Below are 17,648 nucleotides of genomic sequence, written 5' to 3'. Positions count from 1 at the left end.
TCAGATAGAAGTCCTTTTCTGTAGGGGAAGAGGGCTTCTTTTTTCATGATGAGGGTGCAAAATGGAATAGATTTGATTCCTTCCTTACTCCTAGTTGCTGTTTGTTCGCTGAAAAGGGTATAATGAGAAGTGCTTGTGTGAACATAAGATGAACGATTTTCTCTGGAAAATACTCTTCTCGCTCTTGTTACAGAGCCGGAATAAACGGAGGTATGCTCGGTGAATGTTCCTAATGCGTTAACTCTTTTACGCATCGCATTGGTCCCGATCTACCTAATTGTGTTCTTTTCCGACCATATTATCTGGGCCTATTTCATTCTTATCTTCGCAGGCCTTACGGATGTGGTGGATGGATATATAGCACGTACTTATAAAATGACTACTGCAACAGGTGAAATGCTCGATCCACTAGCCGATAAATTGATGATGTTAGCCGTTATCTTTTCGTTCTTGCTATCTGGTCGTATCAGCATTTGGGCTGCATCCGTATTCTTTTTACGAGATTTAGCAATGATTATTCTTTCTGCCTTTTTTCATTTTCGTGGAAAGAAGCTCGTATCGGCTAATATTTATGGGAAGGTAACCACCGTGTTATTTTATATCGTGTTTACTTCCATCATGTTTCAATACACATATGGTGAATTATTTTTATGGATCGTTATTTTGTTCTCCATTTTGACCAGTGCCATTTATTTAATGAAGGTATTATTGTTAAACAAGGATATAGGAGAAAAGAGCACTCCGTAACCGAAGTGCCCCTTTATAGGAAACCCTCGTCCTGATTGGGACAAGACAAGGGAGTACTTATATTGTAAGTAGATCAAACAACTCACATACATAGCATAGCTAGTGAAAATATGGAAGTGGAGGAAAGACGCGTGGAATATCCAACAATCTTAGATGCTGTACAAATTCAGGAGATCATCCCTCATCGCTATCCATTTCTTTTAGTGGATCGAATTGTAGAGGTAGAATACGGGAAACGCTCTGTCGGATTGAAAAATGTAACGATGAATGAACCATTTTTTCAAGGGCATTTTCCCGGTTATCCTGTTATGCCAGGCGTATTAATTGTGGAAGCACTTGCTCAAGTCGGTGCAGTAGCAATTTTGGGTAAAGAAGAGAATAAAGGGAAATTAGCTTTTTTTGCAGGTATTGACAATTTCCGTTTTAAAGAACAAGTAAAGCCAGGTGACACATTGCTGTTAGAAGTAGTAATGACAAGGGTTCGCGGTGCTGTTGGAAAAGGAAATGCAGTGGCGCGAGTTGGCGAAAAAGTAGTGGCAGAAGGCGAAATTATGTTTGCCATCGCCAATAAATAAGCAAATTAGACAAAGAAGAACATGGGCACATTCTGGAATTGATCTTGAATGTGCCTTTCTTTTAGAGTAAAATTGGCTACGTGCAACCTGTCTCTTTAAGGCCTACATAATAGAATTAGTGGGGGCATATATTATGAAAGTCGCGCGAATCCTGGGGGTTCCGTTTTCTACTAAAGGTTTGCAGGATACGGTGCAGCATTTGACCGATCTTGTCAGACTTGGGGAGCGTACACACGTCGTTACCGCCAATCCAGAAATCGTGATGCTATCTCAAGGAAACAAAAACATGGCACGCTTGATGGAACAAGCCTATGTAGTGCCAGATGGCATTGGAATTATTTATGCAGCTCGGTGGTTAAACGCCCCGATACGCGAACGTGTTACAGGTGTTGAATTATTAGAGCATCTCATGATACAAGCCAATGAAAATCATTGGGGAATTTATTTATTAGGGGCTTCGCCGGATGTAAACGAGAAAGCGGCTGAAGTTCTACAGGAACGTTTTCCACAAGCAAACATTGTTGGTCGACAACATGGATATTTTAAGCCTGAGGAAGAGGCCAGAATTGTCGCGGATATACAAGAAAAAAAACCAAATTTACTATTTGTAGCCATGGGTGCACCAAAACAAGATGAATGGATAGCAAAATACTGGGATGCACTTCCTGTTTCACTTGCTATGGGAGTTGGAGGATGCTTAGACGTCATTTCTGGTAAAGTAAAACGTGCCCCACAAATGTGGCAGCAATTACATTTGGAATGGCTATATCGCTTACTAAAAGATCCATCGAGATGGAGAAGACAACTGGCAATACCACACTTTGTCGCCACAGTGCTGTGGAGCCGTTTGAAGAAACGTTCCGAGTCTCAGTAGAGAGGGGAAACATCATGTCTGGTTATGTCTTCGGACTGTTGACTGCAATGGTTGTGGCTTTTATCGCTACACCATATGTAAAAAAACTAGCAATAAAAATTGGAGCAGTTGATGCTCCCAACGATAGAAAAGTACACACCAAAATTATGCCGCGCATGGGTGGACTTGCGATTTTTATAGGATTTGTAGTGGCGCTCTTTATTTTCTTAAAGCCTTTAACAAATGAAATGCTGGGAATCTTTATAGGTGGAACGATTGTGCTAATCACCGGGATTCTCGATGATAAGTATCAGTTGTCACCTAAGTGGAAGCTGCTTGGGCAAATCATCGGAACAGCGGTTGTCGTAATCGGGTTTGGCTTGAAGATTGGAGTAGTGAATCTTCCATTCGGGGATGTTGGCTTAGACTTCTCCGCAGGCTGGTTAGCTGTACTAGCCGTTCCAATTACGATGGTATGGATTATTGGGGTCACTAATGCCATTAATCTGATTGATGGATTAGACGGACTGTCTGCTGGTGTGTCTGGTATTGCCACAGCTACTATGGGTGTTATGGCGATTATCATGAAGGATACTGGTGTTGCGATGTATTGCTTCATTTTGCTTGGAGCAATCATTGGCTTCCTTTATTTTAACTTCCATCCAGCCAAAATTTTTATGGGTGATACAGGAGCGTTATTCTTAGGATTTAATTTAGCTGCTCTTTCCATTATGGGCTTTAAAGAAGCGGTATTTGTTTCCTTTATCATTCCAATTGTGGTTCTGGGGGTTCCGTTGTGGGATACGTTCTTCGCGATTGTACGCCGTATTCTGAATAACAAACCAATTTCCAGTGCAGATAAAGGGCACTTGCACCACTGCTTGTTGAATATGGGACTCTCCCATCGAACAACAGTTATCACAATCTATGGAATGAGTGCGTTTTTTGGTGGAGCAGCTATCCTGCTTACAAAGGTAACCAACGCACAGCATACCATTTGGATGACGCTTATTATTCTGGCTGTTTTAGGGTTTGTCATTCACATGGTGACCGAAATTGTAGGCTTGGTTGGTCGTAAGCACCGTCCAATCCTCAATGCTTATGAACGTTTAAAATTAAAAGTAAGCAACTCGATGCGTCGAGGTCAATAAAAGTAAGAGCCGCTCTTCAATCAGCGGCTCTTTTTTATTTTAGACACGGATGAAAAAATTACGAACGATAAACATGGAGCCCAAGCTTTAAAAGGTAGTGACAAAAAATTGATGGATCACTTTTCATCTCCTAGACATTAGGAGAGAAAAGTAGGCAAACAAAAACGGATTATGTATGTGTTAGGGTTGAAAATAAGCGGGAAATGAACTGTTGCGTGTTTGATTTTTTTAAGAAATAAATCTTTGTCTGTAAATTTTCCTTCATTAATATAGGTGCAAAGTTAGAAATAAAAAACACCTGCCGTAATTTGGCAAGTGCTTGTTCATACGAGTAAGGTCTAGTATTTCACAAATAATCCTTATATAGTTGTATAGGAAACCATTTGTCTAATAGGAAGGTGCAACCTTCAAATGGTTTTATGCGTATAGTAAGTAGATGCTGGTTTTGTATAATCTTTCAAGATGTCATCCCTTTTTTATTCGGTATCTTCCTGAATGGCTTCGACGGGTAGCTCTACATACTCTTTATTTCCGAGAGTCAGTGTAGCCTTACCATTTGTAAGATCTGTGATTCGTTCGATAAAGGTTGTTTCCTCTCCTTGTGGCAACTGTACCCGAACGGTTACGGAATCGGCGTAATCAATACCTGCTACTCGGTGGTTTCCCAGTCGTAGCTCGTTTTCCACCTTCCCCCACCAATGATAATCTAATGAAATGATTACTTCTTGGTGAAGAATGTGGGCAACGATGCCGGCTGCTTTCAATGCAGTGACCGTACCTGCTGTATAAGCGCGTACCAGCCCGCCTGCCCCTAATTTGATACCACCAAAGTAGCGAGTTACCACAACAACCGTATCTTTTACCCCATTTTTTTTGATGCATTCTAATATGGGCTTTCCAGCTGTGCCGCTTGGTTCACCATCGTCGCTGGAACGCTGGATTTGGTCATTCTCCCCTATGACGAATGCAGAACAGTTATGGGTTGCGTCCCAATGCTTTTTCTTTATCATAGCGATGAAAGCAGTCGCTTCTTCTTCTGTAGTTACACGCTGTGCGTAACCAATGAAGCGGGATCGTTCAATAACGATCTCATCTTCTCCGTAGCCAGCCAGGGTTTTATAATGTTGTAACATTTGCATCACCTCATGCTACCAGCATAACGAGAAACAGAGAACCTTGCAAACGTTGTGTAATTTTTTGCAGATAGTAGACGTATTGTAAATGAGTACAAGGAAAAATGCATTTGCAATACAAGCAATTTGCATAAGAGACCTGAGTGTTGTATACAAGACTTAGGATGAAGTAAATCAAAGTCTAAGCAAATCTGTAACAAAATACGAATGATTTGCCAGAGACCAATTTACGCCAAATATGGTATGGTACTAATGTAGATAGACGTGAAAGTTTCATAAATCGAATGGTAAGAGAGAAGGAGTGTACAGATATGAATTTTCCTTATTCAAAAAAATGGGTTGCTCTAACAGTAGCAGCGATGGTTATGACTTCAGGCAGTGGACTTGCTGCGGCAGCCACTACAGCAGCACCAGCAACAACTCAACAAGTGACTGTTAAGAAGGAACAAGAAGTAGGAGCTAACGATCTTACTATTGAAAAAGCGGTACAGCTTACATTAGAAAATAATCTGGACTATAAAAAAGCAAAGATTGCTGTGGATAATGCGATGATTGGCGCAAACGCGGCTGCTTTCACTAGTACTAAAATCAAGGAAGGCATGATTGAAGATGTTGGCACTGCGACTAGTAAATATGTAGGAACGGTTAAAGCAGAGGGGCAGGAGAAGCTTGGGAAGCTTGCCTTGAAACGTTCTGAGGGTAGCTTTAAGCTAGGTGCAGAGAAACTATACTTTGATTTGTTAAATGCTGAGGATGATTTAACATTAAAAAAACAAAGTCTGGAACGTTCCGAATCTCAGTTGAAAATTGCTAATGCAGCATTTGGTGTAGGTACACGTGCAAAAACGGATGTATTGCAAGCAGAAGCAGGGGTAGCTCAGGCTAAGGCTACAGTTGCTCAAGCTGAGTCTGCAAAAGACATCGCCAGACTAGAGCTTAACAAATTTATGGGTGTAGACCTGAATAAAAAATGGAACCTACTGACAAAACAAACAAGTGAAAATGTAGAAGTGATGGATGTTGAAAAAGCAATCAACAAAGCATTAAAAGAACATGTAGACATCCTAACTGCTCAACAAGAAATTACAAACTCAGAAAAAGAACTGGAAGTCATTGAGAAGTACTCGATCCTCTCTGGATTCGGGGGCCAAAAAGCTAAGAATGACTACGAAACAAATAAATTAGCTTTAACACAAGCACAAAATCAAGTCAAAGTGGATCTCATGCAGTCCTACTACAACCTAAATTCAATTAAAACTGCACTAGAAGCCCTTAAAAAGGGTACAGAAGCTGCAACAGAGAACTATCGTTTAACTAAGTTACGCTTCGAGAACGGCTTGGCAACAGCAGTTGAGGTAGTTACTGCTGAGGAAGAGCTATCTAAGGCGGAAAACAGCTATCAAAAGAATTTGCATCAGCTAAACCTGGCTGTTATGTCATACGAAAATGCCGTTTTGCAATCAACTAAAGGTTAATAAATACACAAAAATAGGGGAATTACCAACTGTTTGTAGGCAAACAGTCAAAGAGGGGATAGATTATTCTATCCCCTCTTTTTTGGTATGCGGTAGCAAAAATGGAAAAAGATTGTAGGTGACAATTGGAAATTCGATATTTATAATTACCTTTGTGACTCAATTCATCCAGAATTATCAACTTACGAAAAGTTTTTTAAAAAAATGTACGCAACAACCGCAACTTTTTAAAATCCTATGCGTTTAATAGTATGTCGAAGTAATTACGGTTAGATTCCTAAAAAAGGATTCACGAAGTCTAGCAACTATGATACACTAATGACTGTTGCACTTTTATGACATGATTCGCTAGTTTTGCGTAATTTATGAAGGATTTTGTTCTTTCTATATGCGATCCTGCGAAAGGGGGTGAAACGCGCTTGCAGGATTCGGGCTGGAAAAAGAAAGAGACAACTAGTAATAAGATATCCCAAAATCAATTGTTATATACTAGAGGAGGAGAACCTAAGGTTATGAAAAAGGTTGTTAATAGCTTATTGGCAAGTGCACTAGCACTATCCGTAGTTCCTGTTGTTGCAGGAGCAGAAGAAGCAGCAAAAACTACAGAAGAAACAAAAACTACTGCACCACAATTAGATCCAAGCATGGAGAAAGTTATCAAACGTTTGCAAGCACTTGGTTTGGCTGCAGGGGATGAAAAAGGTAACCTTAACCTTGACCAAACAATCAAACGTTCTGAGTTCGCTACTTTGATGGTACGTGCTCGTGGACTTGAGCAAGCTGCAAACACTGCAACTTTCAATCCATTCTTTAAAGACGTTACTGCTACTGACTGGTTCAAAGGTTGGGTTAGCATCGCAGTTAGCGAAGACCTTGCAAAAGGTTACCCAGACAAAACTTTCCGTCCAAACAACACAGTAACATATGCTGAAGCAGCTACTATGTTGGTGCGTGCACTAGGTTATGAGCCAATGGCACTTCAAAAAGGTACTTGGCCAAACAACTTCATCGCACAAGCGTCCACTTTGGGAATTTCCAATGGCGTAACTATCGATGCTAACAAACCAGCTGTTCGTGGTGACGTATTGAAGATGTTAGACAACTCTCTTCGCGTTGATCTAATGAAACAAACAACTGTTGGATCTAACAACAATCACGAAGTTCTTGCTGGTAAGAACCTTCTAACTGAGTACCTACATGTACATGTTTACGATACAAAATGGACTATGACTGATCGTAACAAACCTGAAGATCTTCCTTCAGTTTCTAACGTACCAGTAATCGGTCTTGGATCTTTGAAATACAACGAAGTAGAATTGACTTCTGACAGCAAATCTTTCTTCAACAAAGTGAAGTACAAAGTTGCTGACAGCATCAATGCTAACGACTACGCTGGTCAACGCGTACAAGTATGGATCAAAGACAAAGACAACACTGTAGTATGGATGGAAGGTTCCGAAGACGAAACAGTTGTTTTCGATAAATACAAAGCTATCCATGTTAATGGTAAAAAATTGTCTCCTTCTAAAGACAAAGACCAAATCAAAAAAGACAAGTTCGAGAAACTTACTCTAGAACTTGATAGCGAGAAAAAATACGATTTGGCTGAAGATGTAACTGTAACGTTCAACTTTGAGCGCGCTACAAAAGCATCTGATGTACAAGATGCTCTACAAAGATTGCTAGAAGCTGACGATGCTTATTCTGTTAAGCTAGTTCTTAACACTAAGAATGAAGTTCGTTACCTAAGCATCGTTGACGATCGCAGTGGCGACCAAAACTGGGTAAACAACCACTTCGGTTCTGAGCTTATCAAAAAAGTATCTGACAAGAAAGTCACTACTTTGGTAGGTAAAGATCTATCTCTTGATGGTAAAAAAGAAGGCGTTGACTACCTAGTATTCTTGGATGGTAAACCAGCTAAATTGGCTGACCTTAAAGAAATGGACGTTTACCATGCATACCGTGCAGACGGTAACAAAGACAAACTTTTAATCTTCGCTAACCGTACTGTAGTTGAAGGTAAAGTTGAAAAAGTTCGTACGAAGTCTGAAAGCGACTACCGCATCAGCATCGACGGTAAAGAATACCGTTTCAGAAATGCTTCTTTCGCGAAAGACAAAGACAAGGAAATCGAAGACAATATCTCTTCTGATGATGTTAAGAACCTTGAAGGTACAAAAGTTAAAATCTATCTTGACGCTGTAGGCCGTATTCGCCACATCGAAGGATACGAAGCTAACGATCGTAAACAATTGGCTGTTATCTCCACTTCCGGTGCTTGGGATAACATCAACGATAGATATGTCTTCAAAGTTTTCACTGAAAAAGGTAAAACTACTTCAGTTAAACTAGAAGGCAAATATATCAAAAACGAAAAAGGCGACAAGTTCAGCGACTTGAAGAAAAAAGAAGACGAACTTGCTAAAGAATACCTAACTTTGTCTAACGACAAAAAATTCATCCTTGCAGAAATCGAAATGAATGCAAGCGGTGATATTGAAAAAGTTGAAATGAAAGATCCTTCTAAAGTAAAATCTCTATCCAAATCTGAATGGAGCAAAAACTCCAAGAAGAGCGATGAGACAGTTAGAATCAACGGTAAAACGTATGAGTATAACAGCAGCACTGTGTTGATTGATGGAACTAAGGAGCTTAAGACTACAGGTGGCAAAGCTGAACTGAAAAGTCCTAAGATCTTGAAATGGAAAGACGTTGCTGAGAAAGACGCTGAAGTTTACTACACTGTAGACGGTAGCGATCTAGAAACAGTATTCGTTGTAGATTCCAAAGGTCTTGCAACTGGTTCTGAGTTTGGTGTGGTTACTGAAGCTTTCACTCAAGGAAGCGTAGACTACCTACAAATCAAACACCGTAATGCCGACGGTAAATGGGTTGAAGATAAATTCAAATATGATGGTGACAATGGCGACAAGCTTGAGAAAACTTTCATCCGTTACAACGTAGATAGCGACAACCTAATCGAAGAGGATGACGTTAAAATCATCGTTAACGCTCGCGGTGACGAGTACAAATTCGAAACTATCAAATCTTCTGAACATGAAGATGCTGGTGTAGAAGCTGTAATTCCTGCATTTGTAACAAAAACAGAATCTAAGAAGATCTACTTCAGCACTGCAGATTCTAAGAAAGAAGAAGCAAGACTTAACAAAGATGTTGTTTACTTCGACAAAGACGGTAAAGACCTTGGCGGAATTGACACTGATGACTATGTAGTACTAGTTGATACTGATGATGATTCTGACGATATCGATTATGTATTGTATGTTATCAGCGAAGATGATGCAAAAACTGAGGGTTACCTGAAGAAAGATGAAAACAAAGAAACCCTAATGGATCAATTCCTAAAACAAAAATGGAATGGTGAAAAACCAGATCCAAGTGAAGATGGGGATCTAGACATCACTACACAAAAAGCTACTGAAGTAATTCCAGGAGTTTATGGTTATGAGATCGCTGGTAAATTAACTGGTGATTTGAAAGATGAAAAAGAAGTAACAATCGTTCTTGGCGACAAAGAATTTACTGCAGAAGTTAAAAATGGTAAATTCGAATTCACTAAGAGCTACAAAAAAGTTGACGAAGCTTATGTAAAAGTAGGCAAAGAAAAATTTGATCTAAAAATCAAGTTTTAATAAGTTACAGTCGTCAGTCTTATAAGCAAAAATGTATGGATAGATTAGAGACCTAAGTCTCTAATCTATCCAATACATAAATGTTATGTAAACAAGCAAATTAGATACTTCAATATACGATATTTGGAGGGGTAGTAAGTGAATAAAAAAGTAATCCTATCAGTGCTATCTACAGCACTAGTAACTAGCATGGCTACTTCTGCTTTCGCAGCATCTGGCGGAATTTATATTGGTGGAAAAGTGGACAGATTCTATTCTGACGATGCATTCATTAAACAAAATGCAATGCTAGTCAAAGATTTATATGATTCCGGTCTAGAGAATGTTGAAAACAGCGTTCTTTATGTAAACTGGGATGGTAAAGCAGCTACATTGCAAGAATTGATGGATGCTAAACTAGCTGGTAAAGAAGTTGAATACAAAACAGTAACTAGCGAAGACTTCGAAAAAATCGGTGGCGAAGAAGGTTTCTACGCTGTAGATGCTCAAGGTAACGTTTCTACTAAAAAAGAAATGCAACCTGAGCAAAAACCAGTTACTCCTGGTGAATTGAATGTTGAAAGCGTAAGTGCTATTACAAAAACAAAAGTCGAAGTGAAATTTAATAAAGCAGTTGATTCTATCGATGCTAAAAACTTCACTATCGCAGGAGCTTCTGTTAACGCTGCAACTCTAAGCGAAGATAAGAAAACAGTAACTCTTACTGTATCCGGTCTTAGCTACGATGCTGAATATACAGTAGTTGCAAAAGATGTGCTAGTTGATGGCAAACCAGTTACTTTAAATGAAAGTAAATTTAAAACTCCTGCTGTAACTGATGTATATAACCTTGAGTTAACTACTAATGCTGCAGGTGATCAAATTCTTGCTAATGGTTCTGATAACCTAGTAATTACAGCTAAATTGTTAGACAAAGTAACTGGTCAAGTTGATGTTAATGCTGATAACGTAGTAGTTGCTTTTAGTACTACATATGGCAACTTGGCTAACACTCGTGTAACAGTTCAAAATGGTATTGCTTCTGTAACATTAACTTCTGAATTTAGCCAAAAAGACTTAGTGGCTAAGATTGATGCTCAGGTTATCGAAGCTTCTGGTGACTACAAAGACTTGATCGGTAAAGTAGTGGGAAGTAAGAATGTTCATTTCAAGGTAAATCTTGATCCAACACCTGGAGTGGAAGATAAGCCTGTAGTGGTTTCTGCTGGATCTAACCAAGCAGACCGTGTAACTGTTAATTTCAATAAAGAAGTTACTGTTGCTGACTTTGTACAATATGATGAAACTACTAAATTGTTTAAGGTAAACGGAGGTATTGCAGTTCTTAAAGATGGAACTACAATTAACGTGAGCCAAGATGGTGTTTCTAAAAAGGTAGTTGGTTTGAAACCAGTATCCGGAAACTCCAAAGCTTTGGAAGTAATTTTAGCTAAAGATGAATATCTTTACGATAACAAAGCTGTGAAAGTGGAGTTTGTTCAACAAACTAATGTTGGACCACAAACTACAAAAGCAGATTTCATCTTAACTGATGCTCGTAAACCAGAGGCGACTTCTGCTGTGTCTCAAGATTTGAAAACTGTAGTAGTTAAATTCTCAGAAGCAATTGCAAAAGCAGATGTTTCACTAGACGGTGGTATTACTGAAGTTGAGTCTGCGACATTCGGAGTATTTAATCCAGCAACTTTAGAAGATAAACGTGATATCTTAACCATTAAAACTAAAAACTACTTAACATCGGGAACACATTCTGTTCAGTTATCTTCTATTTATGATTTTGCTGGATTGACAGATAACAAAAACATCTCTACAAGCCAAACTTTAGACTTTGATGTACAAGCTGATACTGCTGTTCCTGTAGCAACTGTAGGGGTAGAATCTCCAGAACAGTTCCGTGTAACATTTAACAAAATCGTTGAAGGTCTAACAGCTGATAAAGTAAAACTACAAGTAGCTGTTAAAAATACTGATGGAACTGAAAGTTGGGTAAATGTAGCTGATGCAACTGGTAAGTATAATATCACTCCTGTATTAGCTATGGATGATACTCCTGAAAATAAAAATGAATATGTATTCGAATTGACAGAAGACTGGACAAAAATTTACGATACTGAAGGAACTAAATTAAATTACTACAACGATAAATATCGTCTATTTATCCCAGCAAATTCTGTAACTAACCCAGCTAATGGCAAACAAAATGCTGATATCCAAATGTTGCTTAATGATACAATTATGACAACTCCGGATACAACAAGCCCAACAATTAAAGAGATTTCTAAAATCGCAAAAGATAGCTTTAATGTTGAAATGAGTAAACCAGTAAAATTGCCTGGCAAAGATGGAGGACATGATACTGCATCTCAAAGTCAGCCAACTGGTATTCCAGCACCGATTGTTGAGTTCTTAGGTAAAGATAAAGATGGAAACCATGTAACTATTAAGGGTAAATTTGGGAATTACACTGACAAAAATAAAGCTGATAAACAATTTGAGGTAACTCTAGCAGATGGTCAAAAAAGTCCACAAGAAATTGTGAACGATGGCGGAGATAAAAACTGGACACTTGTTGTTCGTTCAATCTCTGATGATGTAGGTAACACTGCTGCAACATTAACCAAGGCTTTTGTTATTGAACCAGAATCTGTAGTTGTTGATGATATTTTCATGGTTAAAGGTGAACGTGCGGGAGCAGCATATAATGGTGTAGAGGGTGCACTTAATGGTAGCGGTGCAGACACTATTAAATTGACATTTACTTCTGGAGTTCAATACACAGGAACTGTAAAGAATGCTGTAAACCCAGCTAACTACTTACTTGATGGAGAGAATCTGCCAAAAGGTTCTATTCTAAAAGTAGCTGATGCAGATAATAACATTCAAAATGGTTATGAAATTGTAATCATCTCCTTACCTGATGGTACACTTTCAACTTCTGAAAAATCGAATGTAATTACATTGTCTAAGAGTCTGGAATCCTATAAAGGTACAAAATTAACTGGTGAATATACCGTTACTTTCAAACCTGGACTAGGCGTAGATCCTGATACTGTTAAAAAAGAAGCAGAAGTAGTAGACAATTCTATTGTAGCATTACCAGCACTTGCTGATTTGAAACTAACTGATGAAGATGCTGTTAAGGCTGCTCGTAGTGCTTATGATGCATTATCTAAAGATGCTAAAGCTTTGGTTAAGAATCTCAAAACATTAAACGATGCTGAAGCTAAAATCGCAGACTTGAAAAAAGCTGAAGAGGGTAAAACCATCTTAGAAACAGCAAAAATTGCGGTAAATACATTGGAAACTGAGATTACTAAAGATCTAACTGTAAAAGGCAATCTTGAAGCTGCTGAGGCGGCACTTAAAGATGCAGAAGATAAAGTAGCTAAAGTTACTGCTGGGACAGATAAAGACTATCTTGCTGCTAAAGTAATTGTTGCTAAGAAAACAGTTACAGATGCTCGCGCAAAATTTGATGGCGACGCTGCAACTGCACTAAAAGATGCTAAAGCAGCTGTAGAAGCTCTAGAAACTGCAGCTAAAGCAGATTTAACAGTAGGAACTAACCTAACTGCAGCTGAAAAAGCTGTTACAGATGCAGAGACTGCTGTAGATAAAGTGGTTGCTGGTGCAGAAAAAACAGAACTTGAAGGAAAAGTAACTACTGCTAAGAAAACAGTTACAGATGCTCGTGCTGAGTTTGATAAAGTAGCAAAAGAAGCAGCTGAATTACAAGCAGCTAAAGATGCTCTTAAAGATGCGATTAAAGATGCAAAAGAACAAAATAAAGTAGCAGTAGCTGGAAGTAATACAGGAGAATATCCTCAAGCAGCTAAAGATGCATATGATGGTGAAATCCAAAAAGCAGAAGTAGTATTTAACAAAGCTGATGCTACGAAAGCTGAGTTAGAAGCAGCTAAAGATGCTCTTGATGCAGCTAAGGCTACTTTTGAAGGTACAGTAAATCCTTAATTAAAGAATGTATATCTTCATTAATTCGTTGAAGTAAAAAAAGAAAAGGAGCCCCCTATGACAAAGCATTACTGCTGAGTCTAGGGGGCTCTCTATCTATCAGATACTATTAACATAAACTTATTGAAGCTGAAATTTTTATCTACTAGAAAGCAATTTTAATCTCTGTTGAATATTTTTAACCAGCCAATAACTATAAGACATCTTATGAAATTTGGATACTTTTTAAAGTGAAACCCATAACCACCAATCCCCTACATCCTCCCCAACAACGTCTCAATCTCCCTCTCATACCCGTACCTCTGAAAAAACTCAATTAATGCCACCGCAAAAATATCCCGTTGACTAATATTCTTCTCTTTACTATATTCCCTGACCATTTGATCTAATGTATTAGTCATATGCACGGATTTCGTGACAAAAATCCCAGGCACAGCATAGCGTGGTACCTTACCTGATTCCGATCCTGGCACAATGAGATCAATTAACCGATCCTTATTTCGGTCGAGAAGCTCCAAAATGGGCAGATAGGTCTCTAATTGTCCTGGTTCCCCTTTATCTATACGGCTAGCTTTTGCAACGCTCTGAAGGGCTCCTGAAGCCTCTACGGATCGTTCCTCTTCTTGTACTGTAGGAGGGAATGGAGTGGAAAATGCTTCTTCTGCAAATTTCCCGGTTAGCTTGTCATAATTCTTTTTATCCGAAGACCACTTATAGCCTTTTGATTTCATATATGTAGCTAGCTCGCGGTGATCACTAAATCCTAAGCGTTTTGCAATGGTTTTCGCATCAGCGCCTTCTTTTTGAAACAGCGAGATGATCGTAGATATTTTAGATGAACTGACAAGGTCTTTGCTTGAATCCCATTTCTCGATTCGATTATAGGCTGGCACATAGGTTTGTTTATCGCGATCCCAGACGAAGTTCTTCCGGCGCATATAGATGTCTAGTGTTTTGTAGTTTTTATGTCCCAATTCCTTAGCTAAAAGGTCTCTGGACTTCCCCTCTATCAGTCCACGCAGTATTTCATTTACGCGTTCATCATAGATAGGTTTTTTCTCTGTTGATAATTCCATTTTCAACACTCCCAGGTATGTTTGATGAAATGTATTGTGATGAGTTCGTTTCTGTATCTAGGGCTTACAGGGTGTTAATGGCATCACTGAGTTGATCTAGATTGGTGTGCGTATAGATGCTGGTAACGTTTAGCGAAGAGTGTCCCAGTAGCTTTTGAATTTGTACGAGATTAACGTCATTTTTTACAAGCTGGCTAGCAAAACTATGACGCAATATATGAGCTGTTACTTTCTTTTTCCAGCCTAACCTTTTTACGGCTTCGGCGATTTCCTTATTAACGTAGACAGGAGATAGCATCCCTGTCTTTTTGGTGCAAAAGAAGAGAGGAGAGGCTGTAGTTGGTCGCTTCTCCTGAACGTATTCCTGTAGTAACGGGAGTAATCGGAGTGAGATGGGAATTAGACGATCCTTGTTACCCTTACCGGCTACTACATGAATTACCTTATCTTCTAAATTCACATCGTCTACTGTAAGATTAAGGCACTCTGAGATACGTAAACCTGTCATATACAAGACAATGACTACTAGACGAATGAGAAGATGATCAATGGCATGGACGAGCCGTTCCACTTCGTCTTCCGTTAAGTATGTTCGCTCTTTCTGCTGTACTTTGATTTTCTCAACAGACAGGGCGATGTTACGGACGACTAGCTCTTTTTTGTAGGCATAAGCAAAAAATGACCGGAGCGTATGAAGATTACGTAGCCTGCTAGCAGGAGCATAACCGCGCTCTTCCTTTAAGTAATGCAAATATTCTTCTAAATCGGTTACAGTTATTTCTTCAATGTAAGATTCACAGTTATATTTGCAATCAAGAAAACGTGTAAAGTGCACTAAGTCTTTTCCGTAACCTGAGATGGTTTCTTCACTTCGACCGATAGATGACATGTATTCTAGAAAGATTTCTATGGTATTCATCAATAACATTACAGCGATCCACCTTTTATTTAGAGAGTAGGCTTCATGTACGGAAGTGATCTTCGTTAGAAACATTCTTGACGTGTAGTAATCATTGTTGCCATTATTCCTGCTTTATAACGTTATGTATAAGAATTCTATATTTTAATATTCTGAACAAAAAAGTAACCTTTTACCAAAATATAGGGAAAGGACGACATACATAGAGTGGTCTCAATGCGTGTCGTCCTAGCTGTATCCATGCAGTTCTTACCCACTCGTTTTGATAGGGTAGCCCTCCTGTGATAAGGAGGTGTGTTATGTATGTAAAGAAAAACCCTCAAGGGCTTAAGGAGAAGTCTCCTTGGAACCATGAGGGTCTCTCTCTTTATGATTTATCCATATAATAATGGATGTACAAACTAAATAGCTATAGGTGATTAATTATCCTTCTTGCTGATCTTTTTGTTCTTGCTGTTGTTGTTCTTGCTGTTGCTGTTGTTGTTCTTGCTGTTGTTGTTGTTCTTGTTGTTGCTGCTCTTGTCCTTCACCAGGTTGAGCAGGTTGTTCGGACTTAGTTACTTTAAGATCGAAGTCTTTAGTAAGCTTGCCATAAGAATCAGAGAAAGTGATTACGATTTTACCATCTTTAGCTGCATCAGCTTTGATTGTTACTTTGCCTCCAGTGATCGCAATTGCGTTCTCAGAGTCAGCGATGCTTGCTAGCATATCGATAGTTACTGGAAGTTTTTTCTCACCAGCAAATACGTCTAGCTCGTCAAACAGGTCAGCTAGAAGCGCTGCATCTGTTTTAGAAGCATCAACTACAACAGCAGTTTTGCCTTCTTGTAGCTTCACGTCTGTAATTTGTGGAGTAGAGTTTTCAACAGTAACTTCTACTGTACCAACCACTACACTACCTTCAAGATAAGAGATTACAGCTTTACCTGCAGCTACTGCAGTAACTTCACCTGTTCTTGCATCAACAGTTGCTACTTTATCATCGGAGGACTTGAAGCTGAAGCCAGCATCTGCATCTGTGCTTTCACCTTTCAATACATCTCCAACGAATTTTTGAACTTTAAGATTTACTTTGTTGTCATCTGCTTTGAAGATGTCCAAAGTAAGATCAGCATCTTTGTTCTCAGGAACTAGTTTGTAGGAATCTACTTCTTTATCAGTTAGGTTTACAACAGTAACTGCAACTGTACCGATTTGTTTGTCTCCGTTTTTGATAACAAGAGTGTCAGTACCTTCAGCAAGTTTTGCGAAGTTAACAACAAGCTTACCGTTCTCAGCTTTAAGTGCGTCAGTTGCTGGTAGAGCTACTACAGTATCTTTACCAGATTGAGTTGCTACAGAAAGCCCAGCAACATCTGCTAGTTTGAATTCAGCACCGTGTTGATCCATCACAGTTACTTCCAATTTTTTCTCATCGGATTTCAATTTCGCAGTTGTTTCTTGGATAGTGTTTACTGCAGGAGTAGCTTTAACTACCAAGTCAAAAGAGATTGTTTTTTCGCCAACTTTTACAGTAATTGTAGAAGTTCCTTCTTTTAGAAGGTTTAGTTTACCATCTTTGCTCACAAGAGCTACAGAAGGTTGGCTAGAAGTGAATTCAGCTGTATCAGCTAGTTTATCAGCTTGGAAACCAGCTTCTGCTTCTAGAACTTCACCAGCGAAGTTTTTACCTTTTGTGATAGCGATGCTTAGGCTTTGACCAAGAGTTGCGTATGCTTTGTCAATAGCAGCACCTTTTTCCATCATTTTAACTTCAGTTGGTTCGATAACTACTTGAGCATCCAAAACAGTAACGGATACTAGAGCAGACTCAAACTTTTCATTGTCTTTTGAAACAACTACTTTATACTTAAAGTTATCTGCACCAGTTAGGTTGTTTTTAAGCTCACCAGTAGCAGAAGTTGTGTCGTTATTAGCAAATACAGCTTTTGTTGCTTGGAATTCTACAGTGTAACCAGCTTTTTGAAGATCAGCAACAGTTACTTTTTGACCTTCATTTACTGTTACTTGCAAGAATTGAGGTTCTGTTACTGTACCTTGAGCGATTGTAGAGGTAATAGCACATACCTTCACAACAATTTGTAATATACT

11 protein-coding genes are annotated in these 17,648 nt (G+C 38.9%); 7 read left to right on the top strand and 4 right to left on the bottom strand.

What is annotated here, in order from left to right; genetic code table 11:
* Window positions 1-219: 219 nt before the first annotated feature.
* The 4 genes from O0550_RS07525 to O0550_RS07510 all read left to right on the top strand — a co-directional run bounded on the left by O0550_RS07525 (window position 220) and on the right by O0550_RS07510 (window position 3,326).
* Window positions 220-747 (top strand): CDP-alcohol phosphatidyltransferase family protein, encoded by a 528-nt coding sequence (locus O0550_RS07525; RefSeq protein WP_003334281.1) that lies wholly within the window; start codon window positions 220-222, stop codon window positions 745-747.
* Window positions 748-893: 146 nt separating this feature from the next.
* Window positions 894-1,322 carry a 3-hydroxyacyl-ACP dehydratase FabZ gene (gene fabZ / locus O0550_RS07520; protein WP_068792317.1) on the top strand — a complete coding sequence of 143 codons (429 nt, stop codon included), beginning with the start codon at window positions 894-896 and terminating at the stop codon, window positions 1,320-1,322.
* Between the two features lie 133 nt (window positions 1,323-1,455).
* A complete protein-coding gene (locus O0550_RS07515; protein WP_003334283.1) occupies window positions 1,456-2,196 on the top strand; it encodes a WecB/TagA/CpsF family glycosyltransferase in 741 nt (246 codons plus the stop codon).
* 14 nt (window positions 2,197-2,210) lie between these two features.
* Window positions 2,211-3,326, top strand: a complete 1,116-nt coding sequence (locus O0550_RS07510; protein WP_003342355.1) for a glycosyltransferase family 4 protein — start codon at window positions 2,211-2,213, stop codon at window positions 3,324-3,326.
* 476 nt (window positions 3,327-3,802) lie between these two features.
* Here O0550_RS07510 and O0550_RS07505 read toward each other — a convergent pair whose 3' ends face one another.
* Window positions 3,803-4,459 carry a YigZ family protein gene (locus O0550_RS07505; RefSeq protein WP_003342357.1) on the bottom strand — a complete coding sequence of 219 codons (657 nt, stop codon included), beginning with the start codon at window positions 4,457-4,459 and terminating at the stop codon, window positions 3,803-3,805.
* 311 nt (window positions 4,460-4,770) lie between these two features.
* Between O0550_RS07505 and O0550_RS07500 the strand changes: the two genes are divergently transcribed.
* The 3 genes from O0550_RS07500 to O0550_RS07490 all read left to right on the top strand — a co-directional run bounded on the left by O0550_RS07500 (window position 4,771) and on the right by O0550_RS07490 (window position 13,562).
* Window positions 4,771-5,934 (top strand): TolC family protein, encoded by a 1,164-nt coding sequence (locus tag O0550_RS07500; protein WP_003342359.1) that lies wholly within the window; start codon window positions 4,771-4,773, stop codon window positions 5,932-5,934.
* A gap of 512 nt (window positions 5,935-6,446) precedes the next feature.
* On the top strand, window positions 6,447-9,590 hold the full coding sequence (locus O0550_RS07495) for an S-layer homology domain-containing protein (protein WP_258425963.1): 3,144 nt from the start codon (window positions 6,447-6,449) through the stop codon (window positions 9,588-9,590).
* 138 nt (window positions 9,591-9,728) lie between these two features.
* Complete coding sequence (locus O0550_RS07490; protein WP_258425962.1) at window positions 9,729-13,562, top strand: sugar-binding domain protein; 3,834 nt, start codon at window positions 9,729-9,731, stop codon at window positions 13,560-13,562.
* A 254-nt stretch (window positions 13,563-13,816) separates the two neighbouring features.
* Here O0550_RS07490 and O0550_RS07485 read toward each other — a convergent pair whose 3' ends face one another.
* The 3 genes from O0550_RS07485 to O0550_RS07475 all read right to left on the bottom strand — a co-directional run bounded on the left by O0550_RS07485 (window position 13,817) and on the right by O0550_RS07475 (window position 17,570).
* Window positions 13,817-14,638, bottom strand: coding sequence for a hypothetical protein (locus tag O0550_RS07485; protein WP_035319375.1), 822 nt, complete (start codon window positions 14,636-14,638; stop codon window positions 13,817-13,819).
* Window positions 14,639-14,702: 64 nt separating this feature from the next.
* Entirely contained in the window at window positions 14,703-15,566 is an 864-nt protein-coding gene (locus tag O0550_RS07480) for a tyrosine-type recombinase/integrase (RefSeq protein ID WP_003346261.1), read from the bottom strand.
* 414 nt (window positions 15,567-15,980) lie between these two features.
* Window positions 15,981-17,570, bottom strand: a complete 1,590-nt coding sequence (locus tag O0550_RS07475) for an Ig-like domain-containing protein (RefSeq protein WP_258425961.1) — start codon at window positions 17,568-17,570, stop codon at window positions 15,981-15,983.
* Window positions 17,571-17,648: the final 78 nt, after the last annotated feature.

Origin of the sequence: Brevibacillus halotolerans, assembly GCF_026891775.1 — a bacterium.
Classification (GTDB): domain Bacteria; phylum Bacillota; class Bacilli; order Brevibacillales; family Brevibacillaceae; genus Brevibacillus_B; species Brevibacillus_B halotolerans.
This window is presented reverse-complemented; position numbering and strand designations above follow the sequence as displayed.